19 protein-coding genes are annotated in these 23,075 nt (G+C 68.7%); 10 read left to right on the forward strand and 9 right to left on the reverse strand.

Annotated elements, in window-relative coordinates; translation table 11 throughout:
• Positions 1 to 81 precede the first annotated feature (81 nt).
• Together KF889_10295 and KF889_10300 are read right to left on the reverse strand one after the other, a co-directional pair.
• On the reverse strand, positions 82 to 621 hold the full coding sequence (locus KF889_10295; GenBank protein ID MBX3499823.1) for a TRAP transporter small permease subunit: 540 nt from the start codon (positions 619 to 621) through the stop codon (positions 82 to 84).
• A gap of 91 nt (positions 622 to 712) precedes the next feature.
• Positions 713 to 1,972 (reverse strand): CoA transferase, encoded by a 1,260-nt coding sequence (locus KF889_10300; protein ID MBX3499824.1) that lies wholly within the window; start codon positions 1,970 to 1,972, stop codon positions 713 to 715.
• Between the two features lie 147 nt (positions 1,973 to 2,119).
• On the opposite strand from KF889_10300, the gene KF889_10305 reads away from it, so the two are divergent.
• From KF889_10305 to KF889_10320, 4 genes are all read left to right on the forward strand, one after another.
• Positions 2,120 to 2,647, forward strand: coding sequence for a DUF3859 domain-containing protein (locus KF889_10305; protein ID MBX3499825.1), 528 nt, complete (start codon positions 2,120 to 2,122; stop codon positions 2,645 to 2,647).
• Between the two features lie 175 nt (positions 2,648 to 2,822).
• Positions 2,823 to 3,548, forward strand: a complete 726-nt coding sequence (locus tag KF889_10310; protein ID MBX3499826.1) for a hypothetical protein — start codon at positions 2,823 to 2,825, stop codon at positions 3,546 to 3,548.
• A gap of 67 nt (positions 3,549 to 3,615) precedes the next feature.
• On the forward strand, positions 3,616 to 5,157 hold the full coding sequence (locus tag KF889_10315) for an AMP-binding protein (protein ID MBX3499827.1): 1,542 nt from the start codon (positions 3,616 to 3,618) through the stop codon (positions 5,155 to 5,157).
• A gap of 4 nt (positions 5,158 to 5,161) precedes the next feature.
• Positions 5,162 to 6,307 (forward strand): serine hydrolase, encoded by a 1,146-nt coding sequence (locus tag KF889_10320; GenBank protein MBX3499828.1) that lies wholly within the window; start codon positions 5,162 to 5,164, stop codon positions 6,305 to 6,307.
• A 166-nt stretch (positions 6,308 to 6,473) separates the two neighbouring features.
• Here the strand turns inward: KF889_10320 and KF889_10325 are convergent, their stop codons facing one another.
• The gene (locus KF889_10325; GenBank protein ID MBX3499829.1) at positions 6,474 to 11,321 is read right to left on the reverse strand and encodes an NAD-glutamate dehydrogenase; all 4,848 of its coding nucleotides are present in this window, start codon (positions 11,319 to 11,321) and stop codon (positions 6,474 to 6,476) included.
• A 473-nt stretch (positions 11,322 to 11,794) separates the two neighbouring features.
• Here KF889_10325 and KF889_10330 point away from each other — a divergent pair, with 473 nt between their 5' ends.
• The 4 genes from KF889_10330 to KF889_10345 all read left to right on the forward strand — a co-directional run bounded on the left by KF889_10330 (position 11,795) and on the right by KF889_10345 (position 16,337).
• Positions 11,795 to 13,666, forward strand: coding sequence for a ribonucleoside-diphosphate reductase subunit alpha (locus KF889_10330; protein MBX3499830.1), 1,872 nt, complete (start codon positions 11,795 to 11,797; stop codon positions 13,664 to 13,666).
• A 92-nt stretch (positions 13,667 to 13,758) separates the two neighbouring features.
• Positions 13,759 to 14,718 (forward strand): ribonucleotide-diphosphate reductase subunit beta, encoded by a 960-nt coding sequence (locus KF889_10335; GenBank protein ID MBX3499831.1) that lies wholly within the window; start codon positions 13,759 to 13,761, stop codon positions 14,716 to 14,718.
• 99 nt (positions 14,719 to 14,817) lie between these two features.
• Positions 14,818 to 15,738 (forward strand): hypothetical protein, encoded by a 921-nt coding sequence (locus KF889_10340; GenBank protein ID MBX3499832.1) that lies wholly within the window; start codon positions 14,818 to 14,820, stop codon positions 15,736 to 15,738.
• Positions 15,735 to 16,337, forward strand: coding sequence for a GNAT family N-acetyltransferase (locus tag KF889_10345; GenBank protein MBX3499833.1), 603 nt, complete (start codon positions 15,735 to 15,737; stop codon positions 16,335 to 16,337). The genes KF889_10340 and KF889_10345 overlap by 4 nt, the downstream gene beginning before the upstream one ends.
• 151 nt (positions 16,338 to 16,488) lie before the next feature.
• Here KF889_10345 and KF889_10350 read toward each other — a convergent pair whose 3' ends face one another.
• From KF889_10350 to trxA, 5 genes are read right to left on the reverse strand one after another with little or no spacing between them, the layout of a single operon-like run.
• Positions 16,489 to 17,745 carry a flavin-dependent oxidoreductase gene (locus KF889_10350; GenBank protein ID MBX3499834.1) on the reverse strand — a complete coding sequence of 419 codons (1,257 nt, stop codon included), beginning with the start codon at positions 17,743 to 17,745 and terminating at the stop codon, positions 16,489 to 16,491.
• Positions 17,746 to 17,749: 4 nt separating this feature from the next.
• Positions 17,750 to 18,136, reverse strand: a complete 387-nt coding sequence (locus KF889_10355; GenBank protein ID MBX3499835.1) for a DUF971 domain-containing protein — start codon at positions 18,134 to 18,136, stop codon at positions 17,750 to 17,752.
• Entirely contained in the window at positions 18,133 to 18,342 is a 210-nt protein-coding gene (locus KF889_10360) for a Trm112 family protein (protein ID MBX3499836.1), read from the reverse strand. The genes KF889_10355 and KF889_10360 overlap by 4 nt, the downstream gene beginning before the upstream one ends.
• A 41-nt stretch (positions 18,343 to 18,383) precedes the next feature.
• Positions 18,384 to 19,211 (reverse strand): LON peptidase substrate-binding domain-containing protein, encoded by an 828-nt coding sequence (locus KF889_10365; protein MBX3499837.1) that lies wholly within the window; start codon positions 19,209 to 19,211, stop codon positions 18,384 to 18,386.
• Positions 19,097 to 20,017: a thioredoxin gene (gene trxA, locus KF889_10370; GenBank protein MBX3499838.1), complete on the reverse strand. Its 921-nt coding sequence runs from the start codon at positions 20,015 to 20,017 to the stop codon at positions 19,097 to 19,099. Before trxA ends, KF889_10365 begins: the two co-directional genes overlap by 115 nt.
• A 104-nt stretch (positions 20,018 to 20,121) precedes the next feature.
• Here trxA and tcuA point away from each other — a divergent pair, with 104 nt between their 5' ends.
• Together tcuA and tcuB are read left to right on the forward strand one after the other, a co-directional pair.
• The gene (tcuA, locus tag KF889_10375; protein ID MBX3499839.1) at positions 20,122 to 21,519 is read left to right on the forward strand and encodes an FAD-dependent tricarballylate dehydrogenase TcuA; all 1,398 of its coding nucleotides are present in this window, start codon (positions 20,122 to 20,124) and stop codon (positions 21,517 to 21,519) included.
• Complete coding sequence (tcuB, locus tag KF889_10380) at positions 21,506 to 22,627, forward strand: tricarballylate utilization 4Fe-4S protein TcuB (GenBank protein MBX3499840.1); 1,122 nt, start codon at positions 21,506 to 21,508, stop codon at positions 22,625 to 22,627. The genes tcuA and tcuB overlap by 14 nt, the downstream gene beginning before the upstream one ends.
• On the opposite strand, the gene KF889_10385 is transcribed toward tcuB, so the two are convergent.
• A complete protein-coding gene (locus KF889_10385; GenBank protein MBX3499841.1) occupies positions 22,609 to 23,004 on the reverse strand; it encodes a GFA family protein in 396 nt (131 codons plus the stop codon). The genes tcuB and KF889_10385 overlap by 19 nt on opposite strands.
• Positions 23,005 to 23,075 lie beyond the last annotated feature (71 nt).

A 23,075-nucleotide genomic window follows, 5' to 3' on the forward strand; every position in this document is an offset into this window, starting at 1 on the left:
GGCGAAGATCAGCGCGCCGAGCGCGAGGAGGAAGACGACGAGAAGGGAACGGATGACGGTCACGGTGCGGTGTCCCCGATCTCAGTGCGGCCCGCTCTTCGGACCGTATGGATCGGGACCCGCGCCGCGCATGAAGGCGATCCGCTTGACGAGCTCCGAGACGCCCTGGAGGCCGAGCATGGCGAAGCCGACGACGATCAGCAGCTTGACCGGCCAGCGCAGCAGGCCGCCGGCGTTGCTCGACTGCTCCCAGCCGACAAAGGACAGGTGGAAGTACGGCCAGGCCTCGATCACCATGACCACGCACAGCGGCAGCAGGAACACGACGTGGCCCAGTATGTCGATCCAGTCGCGGCCGCGCTGCGTCAGCCGGCTCGAGACGATGTCGATGCGGATGTGCTCGTTCTTGATCAGGGCATAGGCGGCGCACAGCATGAAGATGGCGCTGAACAGGTACCATTGCAGCTCCAGCCAGGCGTTGGAGCTGGTGCTGAAGACCTTGCGGATCACCGCGTTCACCGAACTGACCAGCACCGCGGCGAGCACAAGCCACGAGATCGCCCGTCCGACGTTCTCGTTGACGAGGTCGACTACACGCGAAAGCTTCAGCAACGCTTGCACTGGATCATCTCCCCACAGGGCTCGATCGCCTGTCGGCACGCCGCGGGCCTTGGCCGGGATAGCGTCCCGTTCGCTTGTCGGCGCGAATATTTCAGGCGTGTTTAGCAGAACCGCCGTTGCCGGCCAGCGCTATTTCCGCGCGGCCTGCGGCCTGATCGGCGTGTGAAATCAGCGCACCCGCGGCGCGCAGCGCCTCGATCTCGGACTCGGCCACGCCGGCCTCGCGCAGCACGGCAAGCGAGTCCTCGCCCAGCAGCGGCGCCCCCCGCGCATGGGCGCTGGGCGTGGCGGAGAATGCGACCGGCGGCGCCAGGGTCATGATCTCGCCCTCGCTGTGGTGCTCCACGGCACGGAACATGCCGCGTGCCTTGAGGTGCGGGTCCTCGGGCAGCTGCTCCAGCGACTTCACCGGCATGCAGGGGATCTCGCGCGCCTGCAGCGCCGCGGTCCACTCCGCCACCGTGCGCGTGGGCGTCAGTCGCTCGACCATGGCGTAGATCTCGGGGATGTGCAGCGAGCGCTGCGCCATGGTGGCGAAGCGCGGGTCGTCCATCACGGCGGGCTCGCCGGCGAGCTCGAAGAAGGCGCGCCAGTGCCGGTCGGTGTAGGGCAGGATCGCCAGGTAGCCATCGCGCGCGCGATAGGGCTTGCGCATCGGCGTCATCAGCCTGCTGTAACCAAGCTGGCCGTCGGGCGCGATGGAGCGCTCCCACAGGTGCTCGAGCATCAGCCAGTTCACCATGGTCTCGAACATCGGCACGTCGACCTTCTGGCCCTTGCCGCTGCGCACCTTGTGCATCAGCGCGCACAGGACCGCATAGGCCAGGGTGAGACCCACGGTCTTGTCGGCCATCACGGTCGGCGCGTAGCGCGGCGGGCCATCCTTGCCGCCCATCAGGGCGGCGACGCCCGAGACCGCCTGGATGGCGTCGTCATAGGCCGGCAGATGCCCGTAGGGGCCGTCCTCGTGATAGCCGTAGGCGCCGACGTAGCAGATCTGCGGGTTGACCCTGCGCACCGCCTCGTAGGACAGGCCGAGCCGGCTCATCGCCGCCGGCCGGATCGAATAGACCAGCGCGTCGGCGCCCTCGATCACCTTCATCAGCGCCGCCAGCGCCTCGGGCCGCTTCAGGTCGAGGCAAAGCGAGCGCTTGCCGCGGTTCACGAAGAGGTGGTGCGGGCCCATGCCGGGATTGGCCCTGGACGGGCCGACATGGCGCGTCGTGTCGCCCTCCGGCGATTCGACCTTGATCACCTCGGCGCCCTGCTCGGCCAGCATCAGCGTGGCGAAGGGCCCCAGCGCGACGACGGTCATGTCGACGATCTTCAGTCCAGCCAACGCACCGGCCATCGCACGCTCCCCCAGCCCGACCCTTTGGGCGGCGGGCATCATGGCGAGGGGCTCCAGCCCCGTCGAGGCAACCAAATAGATTGCGAGCGCTCATTTTTGTTTTAGGATAGGAGCGACTGCTCAATCAGAATGTCAGGGGAGAGACGCATGCGGTGGGTTGCCCTTGTCCTGCTGACCGGTGCCCTGCTGGCCGGCCTGGCGGCCTGCGCCGCCGACACCACGGGCGGCAGGGGTGTCCGCGACATCGAGATCATCGAGGCGGGCATTTACGCCGTGCCGCCCAGCGCCCGCTCGACGCCCGTGGGCCTGTGCGAATCGTTGAGCGAGCCCGACCGGGCCGACGTCAACATCTCGGCCCAGGAACACACCACGCGCATCCCGGCGCGGCTGGGCACGATGTTCGGCGTCAAGTTCCGGCCGGTCGGCACAGTGGCCAATGGCGTCACCAATTTCCGCGTGCTGTGGCGCGCGCCCAACCCCGGCATTCCCGACGCCGTCACCGGCAAGCCGCGGCGCGACGATGGCTGCGCCTACGCCTACCGGATGGGTGTCACCACCTTCCAGGGTTTCCGCTTCGAGCGTCCGGCCGAGCTGATCCCCGGTGCCTGGGCGCTGGAGATCTGGCACGGCGAACGCAAGCTGCTGGCCTACGGGTTTACAGTGTACAATCCCTGACGGCCGGGGAATTTCCGCTCCAAGCAGCCACGCGGGTGGAGCCGGGCCGGATGAAGTCGCGCACGCGTCAGTCCACCGCGCATTACGCCCGATCGAAGGCCCCGCCCGGATGATCCGGACGCTGCCTGACGGGTCAGCTTGCGGATTCGTCATCACCGGGAAGTGAGGCGCGAGCATGCTCTCTGAGGAAGCCATTGCCGCCTTGGCCATCGGCGTCGCGTTGCTTTTCGTCGCCGGCCTCGGGATCTTTCTATGGCGCTCCGAGCGGACGCGCCGCGAGGCGCTGGCGCGGCTCGCCGAGCGCCGGCGCTGGGTCGTCGATCCCCGGCCGGCATCGCTCGGCCCCGGTGTGCGCCTTCGGTTGACGCCGCGCGAGCGTGGCACCTGGGACTGCCGGGTGCACAGCCCGTCGACCAGCGGCTCGCGAAGCGGCGTGCGCAAGACCGAGTTCGAGGATGCCAGCGTCCGCTCGGCCGGTGGGCTCGTGCTCCTCGGCCCGCCGGTGCCGCGCGAGAACGCGGCGTTTGCCACCGCCATGCTTTCGTCGCTCGACGGTCCGCTGGGCCGCCGCCTGCTGGCGATGGTGATCGGCGACCTCGCCGACGAGATCGGCGATCTGCGGCTGGTCGATGCGCCGGGCGACCGCCAGCGACCCTACGCGATGTTCGCGTCCGGCGATCCGCCGGCGCTGGAGCACGACGCGATCGAATCGACGATGCGCGCCTGGATCCAGCGGTTCGACGGCGCGCAGGACTTTCCCATCATCGTCGTCGGATCGCGCTCGCTGCGCGTGAGGCTGCGGCGCGACGTGCGCGACCTGGAGACGCTCGAGAGCTTCATCGACCTCGCGCTCGAGCTGCGCGAGCGCATCACCCGCACTGTCGCCGCCGCGCCGCCATAGCGCCCCTTGACGCGACCGGGCCTGCCGCCGGACCCTCGCCGGAAGATGGTGTTCGGGAGGGCGCGTCATGGACGTGCGCACGCAGATGCGCAGCGCCGCCGGCTACTATGCCCAGCGCGAGGCGGTGGTCATGGGCGCGCGCCGGCTGAGCTTCGCCGAGGCGTGGCAACGCGGCGTGCGCATGGCCAACGGCCTGCTGGCGCTGGGGCTGCGGCCGCAGGACCGCGTCGCGGTGCTCGAGGACAACCGGCTGGAATCGTCGGACATCTTCCTCGGCGCCGGCATCGCCAACCTGGTGCGAGTGCCCCTTTATCCGCGCAACGCGCCGGATGCGCACCTGCACATGATGGGCCACACCAATTGCCGCGCCCTGGTGATCGACGAGAAATACCTGTCGGAGATTGCGCCGATCCGCGCCCAGCTGCCCGAGCTGGAGCACGTCCTGGTGCGCGATGGGGCATACGAGTCCTGGCTCGCCGCGCAATCGCCGGTCGATCCCGATCCGCCGATCGCGGAGACCGACAACTACATCATCCGCCACACCGGCGGCACCACCGGCAAGCCCAAGGGCGTGGCCTACTCGCATCGCGCCTGGCTCGCCGCCGGCCGCGACTGGTTCTACCTCTTCCCGCCGGTCGCGCCGGGCGATGCCTGCCTGCATCTCGGGCCGATCAGCCACGCCTCGGGCTACCAGTTCGTGCCGGTGTGGCTGGGCGGCGGCCGCAACATCATGGTCGACCGCTTCGATCCGGCCGAGGTGCTCGAGCTGATGGAGCGCGAGCGCATCGCCTATTTGTTCATGGTGCCGACCATGCTCAACGCGGTGAACCGTCAGCCCGGGCTCGACCGGCGCGACTTCTCCCATCTGAAGTGCCTGCTGGTGGCCGCCGCGCCGATCGCCGACGACACCGCGCTCGCGGCGAAGAAGCACTTCGGCCACGCGATGTACCAGGGCTACGGCCAGACCGAGGTGGTGCCGATCGCGATGATGGGGCCCAGGCAATGGTTCGCCACCGACCTGCCGGGCTCCACGCCGCTGCGCTCCTGCGGCCTGCCCTTGCCCTTCGCGCAATTGCAGATCTGGGACGAGGACAACAGGCCGGTGCCGGCGGGCACGGTGGGCGAGATCGTCGGCAAGACCGACGGCCAGATGACCGGCTTCTGGAACAATCCGGAAGCGACGGCCGAGCGCATGGTCGACGGCTGGGTGAAGACCGGCGATGTCGGCTACCTCGACGTCAACGGCTACCTCTACATGATCGACCGCGCCGGCGACATGATCGTATCGGGCGGCTTCAACATCTACCCGGCCGAGCTCGAGAACGCGCTGTGCGATCATCCCGACGTGATCGAGGCCGCGGTCTTCGGCATCCCGCACGAGCGCTGGGGCGAGACGCCCTGCGCGGTGTGCACGATCCGGCCGAACGCCACCGTGAGCGAGGCGGCGCTGATTGCGCTGTGCGAGGAGAAGCTCGGCAACTACAAGCGGCCGGGCAAGATCGTGCTGCGTGCCGATCCGCTGCCCAAGACGCCGGTGGGCAAGATCAAGCGCAAGGAGCTGCGCGAGCCGTTCTGGGCCGGCCACACGCGGCGCGTGGCGGGAGCCTGACGGCATGCGACGGCTGGCCCGCGCCGTCATCGTCCTTGTCCTGATCGTCAGTCCGCATCTCGCGCTGGCGCAGCCGGTGCCGCGGATCGACGCGCTGCGCGTGGCGTTCGAAGGCTGGATGAAGGAGTACGGCATCGACAAGGCTGTGCTTGTCGCGCGCACGCGCGACGGGGCGGACACGCTCGAGCACGGCTATGGCGGACAGGATGCGAGGCAACGCGTGCTGCTGGCCAGCCTCAGCAAGGCGATCACCGGCCAGTGCGTCGCCGGCCTGATCGCCGTGGGCCGGCTGCGCTTCGACTCGACCGTGGCAGAGCTGCTGCGCCCGTTCTTCGCGACGCATGGCGAGCCAGCCGATCCGCGCATCAGGCAAGCGAGCGTGGCGCAGCTGCTGGAGCACCGCGCCGGCTTTGCCGCCGCGCCGCGCGATCTGATGACGCCGGCGGCGATGGAACTCTTGCAGAAGCGCAGGTCGCCGGCGACGGCGAGCCTGCAGGAGTTGCTGGCGGCTGCCCTGACCGTCCCGCTGCAATCGGCGCCGGGCGAGGCCTTCCGATATTCCAACGTCGGCTATCTCGTGCTGGGCGCGATCGTCGAGGTGGTGACCGGCGAGGACTATGAGCGCTTCTGTGCCCGAACCGTGCTGCAACCGGTGGGCATAGAGGATGGTGGCCTCGACCCGGACTGGCGCTCATTCTCCGCGTTCGGTGGCTGGCGCCTGAGCGGCGCCGAGTATCTGCGGGCTATGGCATCGCGACGCTTTCCGGCCTGCCGCGAATCGCTGGTCAGCGGCCGCGATCCGGCGCCAGCATTGGTGACGGACTGGAACGAGCAGGAGCGGTGCGAGCGGCCTATGCTGGGCACGATGCCGCCCGGGCCGGACGATCTCGCGCCGTTCCATTGGCTGGGCCGCAACGCGGCGCTGGTGCGTCGCGAGGTCAACGTCACCAGCGACGAGGCCCTGCATCTGCGGCGCTGGTATCGCTACTGGCACACCGGCTCGTGGGGCGTGGGACCGAACACGATCGGCATGCTCGCCGTCGAGCACGAGAGCGGGCTGTCGTGGTTCGTCTGGTTCACGCCGCGCCCGCCGCAGGCCGCGCGCGATCGCCTGTTCGAGGCGCTGCTCGAGGCGGCGAAGGACGGGTAGCGTCACCCCGTCATCCTGAGCGCGGGCAGGGCGATCGCATCTCGCCCTCAAGGGGCCCGGGGCGCGCCACTCCAGTGGCGCGCCACTGGAGTGGTGCGCCCCGAAGACAGCCAACAAGCCATGTATGATCGCCCTGCGAGCGCTCGGGATGACAGGGTGACGCCGCTCACGCCAGCGAGCGCATCTCCTGCGCCGCCACGGTGAGCATGGCGACGTCGACGTTGGCTTGCGCCTTGAGGTCGGCGACCAGACGCGCAGCGCGGTCGAGCGGTTCGCGGCGCGTCGCGGCCCAGGCATCGAGCAGCGCATTGGCGTCGAGCCGCCCGCCGGCCGCCGCAATCGCCGCGGTCTGCAGCGCCGAGGCGCTGAGCGCGCGCTGGGCGGCGGCGAGATCGTCGATCAGCGCGGCGCCGGCCATGATGGTCCAGTGGTTGTCGCGCGGCAGGCGCTCGGCGGCGCCGCGCAGCCAGTCCAGCCCGAGCCGCGCCGCCAATGCGAAGTAGACCCGCGCGACATCGGCCACCGGCACGCCGGCGCCATCGGCGAGATTGGCGAGATCGCCGGTGGTCGCCAGCGTGTCGAGCCGGGCGACCTTCATCGCCAGCGCTTCCGGCGCGCCCAGGCGGGTGAAGGATTCGGCGCGCGCCCTGAGTTGCTGGCTCTCGCCCTCGGGCAGCAGACCCTCGAGATCGGCATTGAGCGCCGCGACGGCGGCGCGCCAGCGCGTCACGGCCGCCGTCAAGTCGACGGGCCGCGCCAGGTTGCGCAGGCACCACACCGTGCCGCGCTCGGTCAGGCGCTGGCTGGCGATCAGCATGGCGGTCTGCGCCTCGGCCACCAGCCTGGGATCGAGCGCCTCGATCTCGCCCCAGATGTCGCGCAGGGCGAAGCTGTCGCGCACGATGGCGAAGCAGCGAGCGATGTCGGCGCCGCCGGCGCCGGTGCGCTCGCGAATGTCGTGCACGAAGGTGCCGCCGACGCGGTTGACCATCGAGTTCACGACCTGCAGGGCGATGATCTCGCGCCGCAGCCGGTGACGGCGGATCGCCTCGCCGTAGTGCTGCTGCATGGCGGGCGGGAAGTAACGCAGCAGCTCGGCCTCGAGCAGGGGATCGTCGGGCAGGTCGGAGTCGAGGATTTCGTCGTTGGCCGCCAGCTTGCCGTAGGCCAGCAGCACGCACAGCTCGGCGCGCGTCAGCGGCTGGCCCGCCGTGGCGCGGCGCTTCATCGCGTCGTTGTCGGGCAGGTACTCGACGGCGCGGTCGAGCCGGCCGGCGCGCTCCAGCGCGCGCATCATGCGGCCGTGGCGTTCGTGCATGGCGCCGGCCTGCGCCGCGGCCACGGTGATCGCCTGGCTCTGCTGGTAGTTGTGGCGCAGCACCAGGGCGGCGACGTCGTCGGTCATCGACGCCAGCACGCGGTCGCGCGCCTCGACGCTCAGGCCGCCGCGGCGCACCGCGTCGCCCAGCGCGATCTTGATGTTGACCTCGTGGTCGGAGGTGTCGACGCCGGCCGAGTTGTCGAGCGCGTCGGTGTTGATCCTCACGCCGTGCTGCGCCGCCTCGATGCGGCCGCGTTGCGTGACGCCGAGATTGGCGCCCTCGCCGACGACGCGCGCGCGCAGCTCCGCGCCGTCGATGCGCAGCGCGTCGTTGGCGCGATCGCCGGCCTCGACGTGGCTCTCGCCCACCGCCTTCACGTAGTTGCCGATGCCGCCGAAGAACAGCAGGTCGACCGGCGCCTTGAGGATCGCGCGCATCAGCTCGAACGGCGTCATCTGCTCGACGCCGATATCCAGCGCCGCGCGGGCCTCGGCGGTCAGGGTCACGGACTTGGCGCTGCGCTCGACGACGAAGCCGCCCGCCGACAGCAGCGCCTTGTCGTACTCGGCCCACGAGGAGCGCGGCAGATCGAACAGCCGCTGGCGCTCGACGAAGCTCGCCTCGGGATCGGGTGACGGATCGACGAAGATGTGGCGGTGGTCGAAGGCAGCCAGCAGCCTGGTGTGCCTGCTGCGCAGCATGCCGTTGCCGAACACGTCGCCCGACATGTCGCCGACGCCGACGGCGGTGAAGTCGCTCGCCTGGATGTCGGTGCCCAGCTCGCGGAAGTGCCGCTTGACGTTCTCCCACGCGCCGCGCGCGGTGATGCCCATCTTCTTGTGGTCGTAGCCGGCCGACCCGCCGGATGCGAAGGCGTCGCCCAGCCAGAAATCGTATTCGGCCGACACGTCGTTGGCGATGTCGGAGAAGGTGGCCGTGCCCTTGTCGGCGGCGACCACGAGATAGGGATCGTCGCCGTCGTGGCGCACCACGTCGGGCGGCGGCTCGACGGCGCCGTCGGCGTCGAGGTTGTCGGTGACGTCGAGCAGGCCGCGGATCAGCGTCTTGTAGCACTCCACGCCTTCGGCCTGGATCTGCTCGCGCGTGCCGCCGGCCGGCTGGCGCTTGCAGAAGAAGCCGCCCTTGGAGCCGACCGGCACGATGACGGCGTTCTTGACCATCTGCGCCTTCATCAGGCCGAGGATCTCGGTGCGGAAATCCTCGCGCCGGTCGGACCAGCGGATGCCGCCGCGCGCCACGCGACCGCCGCGCAGGTGCACGCCCTCGACGCGCGGGCTGTAGACGAAGATCTCGACCAGCGGCCTGGGCGCCGGCAGCTCGTCGAGCGCGCGGCTGTCAATCTTCAGCGACAGGAAGGATTTCGGCCCGCCATCGTCGGCGGCGCGCCAGAAGTTGGTGCGCAAGGTGGCGTTCACCGCGCTCAGCAGGCGGCGCAGGATGCGGTCCTCGTCGAGGCTGGTGACGTCCTCGAGTGCCGTCGCGATCGCGCCGCGCACGGCGTCGACCGCGTGGGCGCGCCGCGGCGAGCCGGCCTCGCCCAGATCGGGATCGAGGCGGGCATGGAACAGCCCCACAAGATCGGCGGCGATGTCGGGATGGGCGGCAAGCGTGCTTTCCATGTAGGCCTGGCTGAAGGCGATGCCGGCCTGGCGCAGGAAGCGGGCATAGGCGCGCAGCACCGTCACGTCGCGCGCGTCGAGCCCGGCGCGCAGGACGAGGCGGTTCATGCCGTCGCTTTCCATCGCGCCGGTCCAGATCTCGCCCAGCGCCGTCTCGAAATGCTCGCTGGCCTCGGCCGGATCGACCTCGCGGCGATCGGCGACCTCGAGCGCGAAGTCGTGCAGCCAGACCTCGCCGCCGTCCTCGCCCGGCACGACGATGCGATAGGGCGTCTCGGTGAGCACGCGCAGGTCCATGTTCTCGAGGATCGGCAGGACGTCGGACAGCGCGATCGGCGCGCCCGCGTTGAACAGCTTCAGGCCCAGCGCGCCCTTGCTGTGGTCGGCGCGGCGATAGAGCTCGATGCCCAGGGGCTTCTCGCTGAGCGCGGCCGAGACATGCACCAGATCGCGCGCGACGGCGCCGCCGTCGAAGGCCTCGCGATAGGCGACCGGGAAGGCGCCGCCGAAGCGCCGCGCCAGCTTGCGTGCCTCGATCTCTCCATATCGCTCCGTCAGGGAATCGCGCAGCCGGTCCGCCCAGGTGCGCGCCACGTCGGCGAGCTGGCGCTCGACCGTCTCGTCGTCGGGCTGCGGCGCCTCGGGATGGCGCGGCCGCACGGTGAACAGCACGCGCGCCAGCACCGATTCGTCGCCCATCGCCACCGAGTAGCTGGCGACCGTGCCGTCATAGGCGCGCTCCAGCGTCGCCATGAAGCGCCGCCGCAGGTCGCTGTCGTAGCGATCGCGCGGAGCGTAGACGAGGCAGGAGATGAATCGGGCGGCGGCGTCGCGGCGCGTGAACAGCGCCACGCGCTGGCGCTCCTGCAGCTGCAGCACCCCGGTGGCGATGGCATACAGCGTGTCGTCGTCGCTCTGGAACATCTCGTCGCGCGGGTGCACCTCGAGGATGTTGAGCAGCGCCTTGCCATCGTGGCTGGCGGGATCGAAGCCGGCGCGCGCGACGACGTGGGCCACCTTGCGCCGCAGCAGCGGAATGTCGCGCGGCGAGGCATGATAGGCCGAGGAGGTGAACAGGCCGCAGAAGCGGCGCTCGCCGGTGACCTTGCCGTCGTCGGCGTGGCTTTTGACCACGATCACGTCCATCGCGCCGGCGCGATGCACGTGGCTGGGCCTGTCGCTCTTGAGCAGCAGCAGCGGCGCCGGCGATTGCGCGAAGGCGGCCATCGCCGCGCCGCCGGTGGGATGCGGGTCGAACATGCGCACGGTGCGATCGCGCAGGATGCCCAGGCCGCTGTCGTCGATCAGCGCGCGCGTGCCGTCGGCCTCATAGCGGTAGCGGCGGTGGCCGAGGAAGGTGAAGTGGTTGTCCTCGGCCCAGCGCAGAAAGGCGGCGGCCTCCTCGAGCGCCTGAGGCTCGCAGCCGCTGCGGCCCGACGCGGTGCTGAGCTCGCGCGCGGCGTCGAGGGCGGCCGCGCGCATCGCCCGCCAGTCGCCCACCGCCAGCCGCACCTCGCCCAGCGCCACGCGCAATCCCTCGGCCAGCGCCTCGGGTTCGGCGGCGTGGTCGATCTCGATGCGCATCACCGATTCGCGCCCGCCATCGTCGCCGATGGCGACCAGGCGGCCGGCCGCGTCGCGCCGCAGGCCGATGACGGGATGGGCCAGCAGGCGGACGGCGAGCTCGCGCCTGACGATCTCGATCGCCACCGAGTCGACGAGGAACGGCATGTCGTCGTTGACGATCTCGACGACGCTGTGGCTCGCGCCATAGCCGTGCCGGTCCGGCCTGGGATCGTAGACCCTGACCTTCGCCGCGCCGGCGCGGCGCTCGCGCGCGAAGTCGAGGACGGCCAGCGCCGCGGCGGCGCGATCGGCAAGCGGGGCGGCGGCGAGATCGTCGGCCGCCAGGCCGCCGTAGAGCGCGCGGGTGAAGGTTGCGGCCAACGCCGGATCGAGGCCGCGTTCGGCGGCTCGGGTCTGCGCGAGGTCGGCCACTGCTTCGAGTGTGGAGGCGATCGCCGGGTCGGTCGGCGATGAGCGGACATCCATGGCGCGCCTCCCTCGAAGCCTTCGCTGGGCTCCTACAGCAGCAATATTGCACCTCGATCATGGCGATGGGAGGTCTGGACGCGCTGGGGACAGCTCTGGGGATCATTTTGTCTTGAGCGGCAACGGCTTAGACGAAGTGACGGCAGAGAGAGCGCGGAAATCTTGACAATCTGGTCGTCGGCGTAGGAAATGCCTAGTGGAGCGCGTTTTGTTCTCGTTTTAGGTGCGATGCAGCATGACGTGAACGGAGGCCAGGAAACGTAATTTCAAGGTCTGATTTCCGAATGTTTTTCAGGGTCTTACAGCACTCTTTTTGCGATTCACATGATTGGTAAAAGATTCGAAGTGACAGATGGAGAGCCGGGCGTATCATCGACTAATAGTGGCTGGGAGGCCCATCCACTCAATATGTAGCAAAAACCCACAAACTGTCCTGTCCACAGCTGTGGAAAGAAGACGAACGGGGGCGCCAAGTGTTTGATGTAGTGCAGGTTCAGAGCGGCGGCCGGGTGGTGATCGATCGGTCGCGGGACGACAAGCTGACCCCGTTCGGCAAGGCGACCCTGTCCGATCGTTATCTGATGCCGGGCGAGAGCTACCAGGATCTCTTCGCGCGCGTGGCGTCCGCCTATGCGGATGACGACGCGCATGCCCAGCGCCTGTACGACTACATCTCCAATCTCTGGTTCATGCCGGCCACCCCGGTGCTCTCCAACGGCGGCACCAAACGCGGCCTGCCGATCTCCTGCTTCCTCAACGAGTCCGACGATTCGCTCGAGGGCATCGTCAAGCTGTGGAACGAGAACGTCTGGCTGGCGGCGCGCGGCGGCGGCATCGGCTCGTACTGGGGCAACCTCCGTTCGATCGGCGAGAAGGTCGGCATGAACGGCAAGACGTCGGGCGTCGTGCCCTTCATCCGCGTCATGGATTCGCTGACCTTGGCGATCTCGCAGGGCTCTCTGCGACGTGGCTCGGCGGCGGTCTACATCCCGGTCAGCCATCCCGAGATCGAGGAGTTCATCGAGATCCGCCGGGCCAATGGCGGCGATCCCAACCGCAAGGCGCTGAACCTGCACCACGGCATCCTGATCCCCGACGCCTTCATGCGCGCGGTCGAGAGCGACGAGGAGTGGGCGCTGACCTCACCCAAGGACGGCGCGCCCTTGCGCAAGATCTCGGCCCGCGGCCTGTGGATCCGCATCCTGCAGGCGCGCATCGAGACCGGCGAGCCCTACATCATCTTCATCGACCACGTGAACAAGAACCTGCCCGAGCACCAGAAGCTCGCCGGCCTGCAGGTCAAGACGTCCAACCTGTGCAGCGAGATCACGCTGCCCACAGGCATCGACAAATACGGCAAGGAGCGCACCGCCGTCTGCTGCCTCTCGTCGCTGAACCTCGAGACCTATTTCGAGTGGCACGAGCATCCGATGTTCATCGAGGACGTCATGCGCTTCCTCGACAACGTGCTGCAGAGCTTCATCGAGGATGCCGGCAACGACTTCCAGCGCGCCACCTACTCGGCGATGCGCGAGCGCAGCGTCGGCCTGGGCGTCATGGGCTTCCACTCCTTCCTGCAGGCCAACAACATCCCGCTCGAATCGGTGATGGCCAAGGTGTGGAACAAGAAGATGTTCAAGCACATCAAGGCCGGCGTCGACGCCGCCTCGGTGAGCCTGGCCGAAGAGCGCGGCGCCTGCCCCGACGCCGCCGATTTCGGCATCAAGGAGCGCTTCTCCAACAAGCTCGCCATCGCGCCCACGGCGTCGATCTCGATCATCTGCGGCGGCGCCTCGCCCGGCATCGAGCCGGTGGCGGCCAACGTCTACATGCACAAGACGCTCAGCGGCTCGTTCAGCGTGCGCAATCCGTACCTGCAGAAGGTGCTGGCACAGAAGGGCCGCGACGACGAGGAGACGTGGACGTCGATCACGCTGAACCAGGGTTCGGTGCAGCATCTCGACTTCTTCGACGACCACGAGAAGGCGGTGTTCAAGACGGCCTTCGAGCTCGACCAGCGCTGGCTGGTCGAGCACGCCGCCGACCGCACGCCCTATATCTGCCAGTCGCAGTCGCTCAACATCTTCCTGCCCGGCGACGTGCACAAGCGCGACCTGCACCAGATCCACATGATGGCCTGGAAGCGCGGCGTGAAGACGCTCTACTACTGCCGCTCGCTCAGCATCCAGCGCGCGGAGGCGGTGTCGTCAGACATCGCCGGTTCCTCGGTCACGATGCCCCCTCTGCACAAGAACGGCGCCGACGCCCCCTCGGAACTGCCGCTGGCCGCCATGGCCGCCCAAGAGAACAGCAACAACTACGAGGAATGCCTCGCCTGCCAATGAGGCCCCGACCAGCCTTGGCCGCGCCGCCTACTCCTGCGTGAGGGAGGGCGGCGCGGACAGTCCTCAGCACTCCGTCCGTATCGGCCGCCGCCATGTCCCTGCTCGACGCCAAGCCCATCTACAAGCCGTTCAACTATCCCTGGGCCTATGAAGCCTGGCACACGCAGCAGCGCATCCACTGGCTGCCCGAGGAGGTGCCGCTGGCCGACGACGTCAAGGACTGGCGCAACAAGCTGAGCGAAGCGGAGCGGCACCTGCTGACGCAGATCTTCCGCTTCTTCACCCAGGCCGATGTCGAGGTGAACAACTGCTACATGAAGCACTACTCCAGGGTCTTCAAGCCCACGGAAGTGCAGATGATGCTCTCCGCCTTCTCGGCGATGGAGACGGTGCACATCGCCGCCTACAGCCACCTGCTCGACACCATCGGCATGCCCGAGAGCGAGTACACCGCCTTCCTGCGCTACAAGGAGATGAAGGACAAGTACGATTACATGCAGGGCTTCAACGTCGACTCGAAGGAAGACATCGCCAAGACGCTGGCGGTGTTCGGCGCCTTCACCGAGGGCCTGCAGCTCTTCGCCTCGTTCGCCATGCTCCTGAACTTCCCGCGCTTCAACAAGATGAAGGGCATGGGCCAGATCGTCTCGTGGTCGGTGCGCGACGAGACCCTGCACTGCAACTCGATGATCCGGCTGTTCCGCACCTTCATCTCGGAGAACCCCGAGATCTGGACCGAGGAGCTGCGCCGCGAGCTCTACGTCGCCTGCGCCACCATCGTCGACCACGAGGACGCCTTCATCGACCTGGCATTCGAGATGGGCGGCGTCGAGGGCATGACGGCCGAGGACGTGAAGAAGTACATCCGCTTCATCGCCGACCGCCGGCTGAACCAGCTCGGCCTGCAGCCGATCTTCCGCAGCGAGAAGAACCCGCTGCCGTGGATCGACGCCATGCTCAACGCCGTCGAGCACACCAATTTCTTCGAGAACCGCGCGACCGAATACTCCAAGGCCTCGACCCGCGGGACGTGGGAGGAGGCGTTCGCCTAAGAACGTTGCGCCGCGCGGTCATGCGTGGCATCTGGGAGGCGGCCGCCGCGGCGATTTCCCCCGCCGCGCCGCCTTCGGGAAAGTAGCAGGATGCCGATCATGCGCGCGATCGGATGGTGTGTCGTCGGCCTGCTGGGCGCCGCGTCGATGGCGCACGCGCAGCAGCCTGCGCCGGCGCCACCCAAGCCTCCGGAGATGCCGGGCTATGCCATCTCCTACACCGTCACCATCGGCAAGACCCCGGGCGACGTCCACGCCGAGGCGCAGCTTTCGGAATCCTGGACGCGAACCTGCGAGGCGTGGAGCTACGGCGGCGCGCTGTATTACGTCATCGACAAGGGCATCAAGGGCCGGCGCAACGCGGATCAGCCGTTCAGCGACAAGGCCAACATCTACAACGAGCGCCTGAACTACACCGAGAGCCTCGACGGCGACCGGCTGGGCTATCGCGCGCAGTACATGGCCAATTCCCGCGGCGATCCGGTCGAGGGCGCGGCCTTCTTCGGCGGCCCGGAGAAGAAGGGCCTGCTGCAGGTGCGCGTCGGCAAGGTGCCGCGCGAAGTGGCGCTGCCGCCGGGCAATGTCGGGCCGATGACCTTCCGCCGCCTGCTGCTCGAGCAGCTGCGCGCCAATCACCCCGGGCCCTGGTACGCCTCGACGGTCGATCTGGTGCGCTTCCAGATGCCCATCGACCTCAAGGTCGAGCGGACCTCGCCGGCGCCGTTCCGCGACCCGATCACCACCGTCGGCACTCTGAAGGACGCGCCGGCGCCCGATCCCAAGGCGCCCAAGGGCAAGGCGGCGCCGGGGGCCGGCCAGGTCCGCGAGATGCCGGCGCCACTCAAGGGCCGCCGCTGGGTGCTCAAGCAGACCTCGAAGATGCTGGGCGAACGCGGCGAGGTGGTCTACGAGATGTTCGACAGCGGCGTCATCCCGCGCCTGAACTTCAAGCGCGAAGGCATCGAGTTGAAGGCCGTGATCAAGGACCTCACGGAATTCCCCAACCCCAAGTGCGATTGAGCGCCGCCCAGGCCATCGCCGCCCTGTTCGAGCCCGCGCCGCGCGGCGAGCGCCGTGCCGTCACGGTCGGCGAGCTCGTCGTGCGCGCCGCCGCGCCCAACGAGGGCGAGTGGCGCAATTGCTTCGCGATCAAGCGCAGCGGCGCGCGCCTGTTCGGATCCGGATTCCGCACCGGCAATCTCGGCCGCGGCTTCTTCCGCGACCAGGCGCGGCGCGGCCATGTGCTGATCGTCGAGAACGCCGCCGGCCGCCGACTGGGCTTCGTCATCGTCGTGCGCGAAGGTGAGGAGCTGGAGCTGCAGAACATCTACATGCGCCACGAAGCCTCCGGCCGCGGCATCGGCCGCCTGGTGATGGGCGGCGTTCTGGCCTTCGCCGCGAGGATCGACGCGCCGCGCGTGACCCTGCTGACCAGCGGCACCGCGCCGTGGAACCGCCGCTGGTACGAGAGCGTCGGCTTCCGCCGCTGGCCGCTCGGCGTGGCGATGCCGCGCTATCTCCACAAGGCGCATCGCGAGGAGGTCGCGCGGCTGGGCGTGCAGCGCAGCCCGCACGCCCGCGCGCGCATCGTGATGGTGCGTCCATCCCGGGAATCGTAACCCTACCTTCCCCGGAGGGGGAAGGTGCCGAAGGCGGATGGGGGATGTCGAAGACGAACGCAAGAGTCCGTCTTCGACATCCCCCATCCGTCAGCGCTCTCGCGCTGCCACCTTCCCCCTCCGGGGGAAGGTAAACTCGAGGGCACTGCGCTCAGGATGACGTGGCGGCGGCGAGCTTCAGCAGGCTTTCCTTGTCGTACAGCGCCATGCGCTTGTAATCGCCGACGATGCTCTCGAGCTCGGCCGCCGGCAGCACCGTCTCCAGATCGGCGAAGCCGTCGGGCGCGCGCTCCTCGACGATGTCGAGCACGCGATCGAGGCCGTGCTGGCGGTTGCTCTCGACGATGCGTGCGGTGGGCGGCAGGCGGCGCTGCTCGTAGAGCTTCAGCGCGGCAACCGGATCGGCCTGCTCCGCCAGCGCCATGGTCAGCGCCTCGCCGTCGATGATCGCCTGCGTCGCCCCATTGGAGCCGATGGGATACATCGGATGCGCCGCGTCGCCGAGCAGCGTGATGCGCTCGTGGCTCCAGCGCGGCAGCGGATCGCGATCGACCATCGGGAACTCGAAGATGGCGCTCGCCGTGCGGATGATGGTCGGCACGTCGAGCCAGCCGAAATTCCAGCCGGCGAAGCGCGGCAGGATGTCGTTGGCGTCGCCCGGCTTGTTCCAGTCCTCGCGCGGCGGCGTCGTGCCTTCGCCGAGATAGAGATCGGCGATCCAGTTGATCAGGGCCCTGCCGTTCTCGGCATGCCGGCGCGAGATCGGGTAGCAGACGAATTTCTGCCGGTGATGGCCGGCCTGCACCATCGAGCGGCCGGTGAGGAACGGCATGCCCTCGCTGACGCCGCGCCACATCATCACGCCCTGCCAGCGCGGCGGGCCTTCGTCGGGATAGAACGTCGAGCGCACGGTGGAGTGGATGCCGTCGGCGCCGACCAGGATGTCGGCGCTGTCGCTGCCCACGGGCCTGCCGTCGCGGTCGATGAAGTGCGCCGTGACGCCGCCGGCGCCCTGCTCGAAGCGCGCCAGGCGATGACCCGGGCGGATGCTGTCCTTGCCCAGCCGCGACGTGGCGGCGCCGAGCAGCGCCTGCTGCAGATCGCCGCGATGGATCGAGAATTGCGGCCAGGGATAGCCGCCGTCGAGCCCGCGCGGGTCGCGCCAGATCGGCTGGCCGTGGCGATTGGCGAAGACCAGCTCGGCGGTGCGGACCGCCACCCTGTCGAGATCGTCGACCAGGCCGAGCTTCGAGAGAATGCGGATGGCGCTTGGCTGCACGTTGATGCCGACGCCGAGCGCGCGGATCTCGCCGACCGCCTCGTAGACGCGCACCTGGTGGCCCGCGGCATGCAGGCAGAGCGCAGCGCTCAGTCCGCCGATGCCGCCGCCGGCAATGATGATCCGCATGCGCTCAGGGATCGCGGCTCAGCCCGCGATAGAGCAGGGCGGCGAGATAGGCGTCCCACTTCTCCTGCTGCTTCTCGCCCAGCTCGTGCAGATAGGCCCAGCTGTAGATGCCGGTGTCGTGCTTGTCGTCAAAACGGATGCGGATGGCGTAGTTGCCGACCGGCTCGATCGTGTCGATGCGCACGTGGCGGCGACCGGCGACGATCTTCTTCTGGTCGGCGCTGTGGCCCTGCACCTCGGCCGAGGGACTCTCGACGCGCAGATACTCGGCCGGATAGGTGAACTTCCGGCCGTCCTCGAAGTCGATCTCCAGCCGGCCCTCGGCGCGGAACAGGCGGATCTCGGCCGGCCAGGGCGGCGCGCCGGCGGCCGGCGCCTCGGCCAGGCTCATGGCGTGTCCTCCAGCCGGCGCGCTTCGCTCGGCAGCATGATGGGAATCCCGTCGCGGATGGGATAGGCCAGCCCGGCGCGGCGGCTGATCAGCTCGCCCGCCGCGGAGTCGAATTCCAACGGCCCGTGGGTCACCGGGCAGACCAGGATCTCGAGCAGCTTCGGGTCGATGCCGACCTTGCCGGCCGGCGTTTCGGGAGGGGACATGCGGCGCTCCGGACGCTTGGATTGCCTATAGCACGGCAGGCTCAGTGGCGCGACGGCGTCTCGGGCTCGCCGCCGCCCATCGCCGCCATCTCCAGCAGCGCGATCAGCAGGCGGGCCCGCGCCGAGCCGTCGGGCGCCTCGAGCAGCGCCTGCTTCTCCGAGGGTGCGAAGGGGCAGACCATGGCCAGCGAGGTCACCAGATTGTCATCGCTGGCCCGCTTCAGGCCGCTCCAGTCGCCCTGCAGCTTGCGCGCTCGGAAGAAGTCCGCGAGCGCCGCCATCAGCCGCGGCCGGTCGAGCTCGATCGCCAGATCGTCGCCCTCGAGATCGCCGCGAAAGCGCTCGTAGTGCGGGATCACGCGGCGATAGCCGTTGGCGTGCAGCGCCAGCTCCTTGCCGGTCTCGAAGCGGATCAGGCCGGCCAGGGTGACCAGCAGGCGGCCATCATCGGTCTCGGAGAAGGCGACGATGCGGCCGGCGCAGCCCACGCCTTCGACCGGCGGCGGGCCATTGTCGGCCGGCAGGCCGTCGCCGGCGAACCCGCCCGGCATGGTGGGCTGCACCATGCCGATCATGCGATGCCCCCCCAGGGCGTCGAAGAACATCGAGAGGTAGCGCGGCTCGAAGATGTTGAGCGGCAGCCGGCCGCCTGGCAGCAGCAGCACGCCGCTCAGCGGGAAGATCGGCAGCGCTTCGGGCAAATGCTCGAAGGCCGGATCGAACGGGTTGGACCGACCGCCGACCACCGTCGTGCTTACGAGAACAGGATCGAGGACAGCCGCTTGCGGCCCTCGACGCTCAGCGGGTCGGCGAATCCCTGCGCTTCGAAGAACTTCAGCAGCTGCTTGCGCGCCGCCTCCTCGTTCCATTTGCGGTCGAGCTTGATCGAGGTCAGCAGGTGGTCGAGCGCCTCCTGGCGGCGGCCATTGGCATAGAGCGCCATGGCGAGGTCGTAGCGCGCCTGGTGGTCCTTCTCGTCGGCGGCGACCTTGGCTTCCAGCTCGCCCACCGGCCCGGCATCGGCGGCCTGCTCGGCCAGATCGATGGCCGACTTCGCCGCGACGATGTCGGCGTGCTTGGCAAGGTCGGGCGACAGCGACGCCAGCAGCTCCTTGGCGCCTTCGAGGTCCTCGGTCGCGAGCCGGACCTTCACCAGGCCGGCGATGGCCGGCGCCGATTCGGGCTCCTGCTGCAGGATCGCATCGTAGATTTCCGCCGCCTGGGCGATGCCGCCGGCGGCGAGCGCCTTCTTGGCCTCCTCGAGCGCGGCGGCCATCTCCTCGGCGCCCGGCGGGCCGCCGGTGGCCTGCACCAGCCGGTCGATGAACTGCTTGACCTGGCTCTCGGGCAGCGCGCCGACAAAGCCGTCGACCGGGCGGCCCTGGAAAAAGGCGTAGACCGCCGGGATCGACTGGATGCGCAGCTGCTGCGCCAGCATCTGGTTCTCGTCGATGTTGATCTTCACCAGCTCGACGGCGCCCTTGGCGGCCTTGACCTGCTTCTCGATGATCGGGCCCAGGGTCTTGCACGGCCCGCACCACGGCGCCCAGAAATCGACGATTACCGGCCGCGCGCGGCTGGCGTCGATGACGTCCTTGGCGAACTTCTTCTGGTCGGAGTCCTTAACCAGGTCGGCGCCGCCCGCGGCCGCGCCGTTGCCGATGATCTGATCCATGAATTGAGCCCTCTTTGCGCCGGAATGTGGCGGCTGCATCGGGGAATTGCAAGCCGGGCCGGGCCTTGCATTCCCGGCCTGCAGCCGCCAGAAACGGCGGCGGGATGGTCGATTTTTCAAAGCGGTACGATGTGCTGGTGATCGGCGGCGGCAACGCCGCCCTGTGCGCCGCCATCGCCGCGCGGCGCGAGGGCGCCTCGGTCCTGGTGCTGGAGAAGGCCGACCAGTTCTGGCGCGGCGGCAACACGCGTCACACCCGCAACATGCGCTGCGCCCACGATGCGGCCACCGACACCCTGAGCGGTCCCTACAGCGAGGACGAGTTCTGGGACGATCTGCTGCGCGTCACGGGTGGTCAAACGGACGAGGCGCTGGCCCGGCACATGATCCACGAGTCCAAGGACGTGCTGGAATGGATGCCGCAGCAGGGCGTGCGCTTCCAGCCGTCGCTGGGCGGAACGCTGAGCCTGGGGCGCACCAACTCGTTCTTCCTCGGCGGCGGCCGCGCCATGCTCAACGCGCTCTACCGCACCGCCGAGACGCTCGGCGTGGCGATCGCCTACGAGGCGGAGGTCACCGATCTCGACATCCAGGACGGCATGTTCCTGTCGGCGGCGGTGAAGCACGGCGGTGCGACCCATGTCGTGCGTGCCGGCACGATGGTCGCGGCGGCCGGCGGCTTCGAATCGAACATCGAGTGGCTGAAGCAATACTGGGGCGACGCGGCGGACAATTTCCTGATCCGCGGCACCTCGAACAATCGCGGCACGATCCTCAAGCTGCTGCTCGACAAGGGCGTGCAGGAGGTCGGCGATCCGACGCAGTGCCACGCCGTGGCGATCGACGCGCGCGCGCCGAAGTACGATGGCGGCATCATCACGCGGCTCGACTGCGTGGTCTTCGGCATCGTCGTCAACAAGCACGCCCAGCGCTTCTATGACGAGGGCGAGGATGTCTGGCCCAAGCGCTACGCCATCTGGGGCCGGCTGGTGGCGGGCCAGCCCGACCAGATCGCCTGGATCGTCTTCGACGCTCCGTCGCTCACCCTGTTCATGCCCTCGCTCTATCCGGCGATCGAGGCGCCCTCGATCCGCGCGCTGGCGCAGAGGCTCGGGCTCGATGCCGACGCGCTGGACAGGACCGTGACCGATTTCAACGAAGCGGTGCGTCCCGGAACCTTCGATCACACCATCCTCGACGATTGCCGCACCGAGGGGCTGACGCCGCCCAAGACGCATTGGGCGCGGCGCATCGAGACGGCGCCGTTCTATGCCTATCCGGTGCGGCCGGGCATCACCTTCACCTATCTCGGCACGCGCGTGAACAAGCAGGCGCGCATGCTGATGAAGGACGGCACGCCCTCGGCCAACATGTTCGCGGCGGGCGAGATCATGGCCGGCAACGTGCTGGGCCGCGGCTACGCGGCGGGTATCGGCATGACCATCGGCAGCGTCTTCGGCCGCATCGCCGGACGGGAGGCGGCGGCCTATGCACGCAACTAAGGCGCTCGACGAAGCCGAACGGCTGATGACGGTCTGCAACTCGTGCCGGTACTGCGAGGGCCTGTGCGCGGTCTTCCCGGCGATGGAGATGCGCCGCGCCTTTCCCGACGGCGATCTTAACTATCTCGCCAATCTCTGCCACGGCTGCGGCGCCTGCTACTACGACTGCCAGTTCTCGCCGCCGCACGAGTTCAACGTCAATGTGCCGGTGAACCTCGCCCAGGTACGCGCCGAGTCCTATCAGGCCTATGCCTGGCCGCGCGCGCTGGCGCCGTTGTTTCAGCGCAACGGGCTCGCCATCAGCCTGATCGCCGCGGCGAGCGTCGCTTTGTTCGTCGCCGGCTTCATTGTCTGGAACGATCCATCGGTGCTGTTCGGCACCCATGTCGGGCCGGGCGCCTTCTATCGCCTGATGCCGCACAACGCGATGGCGCTGATCTTCGGCGCGGCGTTCCTCTACGCCATCGTCGCGATGATCATGGGCATGGTGAATTTCTGGCGCTCGATCGAGCATCCGATCGGGGCACCCGGCGGCATCGCGGCGATCTGGCAGGCGATCAAGGATGCCGGGCAGCTGCGCTATCTCGATGGCGGCGGCGTCGGCTGCTTCAACGACGACGACAAGCCGGTCGATCGCCGACGGCTGTATCACCACCTGACCTTCTACGGCTTCATGCTGTGCTTCGCCTCGACCTGCGTGGCGACGCTGTATCACTACGGCTTCGGCCGCATCGCGCCGTACCCATGGTGGGATCTGCCGCCGCTGCTCGGCACCATCGGCGGCATCGGCCTGCTGATCGGTCCCGCCGGCCTGCTGGCGGCGAAATGGCGGCGCGATCCCGAGATCCGCGATCCGGCGCGCTACGGCATGGAGGTGGCGTTCCTCGCCATGCTCTTCCTCACCAGCCTCACCGGTCTGGCGCTCCTGATCCTGCGCGGCACGCCGGCGATGGGCGTGCTGCTGGCTGTCCATCTCGGCGTGGTGTTCGGCCTGTTCATCACCATGCCCTATGGCAAGTTCGTGCACGGCATCTACCGCTTTCTCGCCCTGGTGCGCTACACCCGCGAGCGGCAGGCGATGGCATCAGGTCACGCCGACGCGGCCTGAACCTCTTCGGCCAGATGCAGCCACGGCAGCTGTTCGTCGCGGAACACGTGACGGGTTGGTGCGCGGAACTGCTCGGCGCGATCGAACCCGCCAACATGGAAGTGCGCTTCGGCCGGGCGACTCGCGCTCTCGCACATCAGTGTCGAGCCACAGGTGCGACAGAAACCGCGCGTCGTCCGCGGCGAGGACGCGAACTTGGTGATCTCGCCTTTGGTCAACCGGTAGGCCGTGTGCTCGAAGGCCAGGTATGCGGAAACCGGTGCGCCGGTGTGGCGGCGGCAGCTCTGGCAATGGCACCAGAACTGGTACTTCGGCGCGCCGGATGCCACGAAGCGAACGGCGCCGCACAGGCAGCCACCTTCAAATGTCTCGCTCATGCTCGCCACTCCGTGCAAGTGCGGTCGTTGGGCCGATGAGGAAGACTAGGCGCCTGCGATCGCGCGCGCAT

The organism is Alphaproteobacteria bacterium (assembly GCA_019635875.1).
In the GTDB taxonomy this organism is placed as follows: domain Bacteria; phylum Pseudomonadota; class Alphaproteobacteria; order Reyranellales; family Reyranellaceae; genus JAFAZJ01.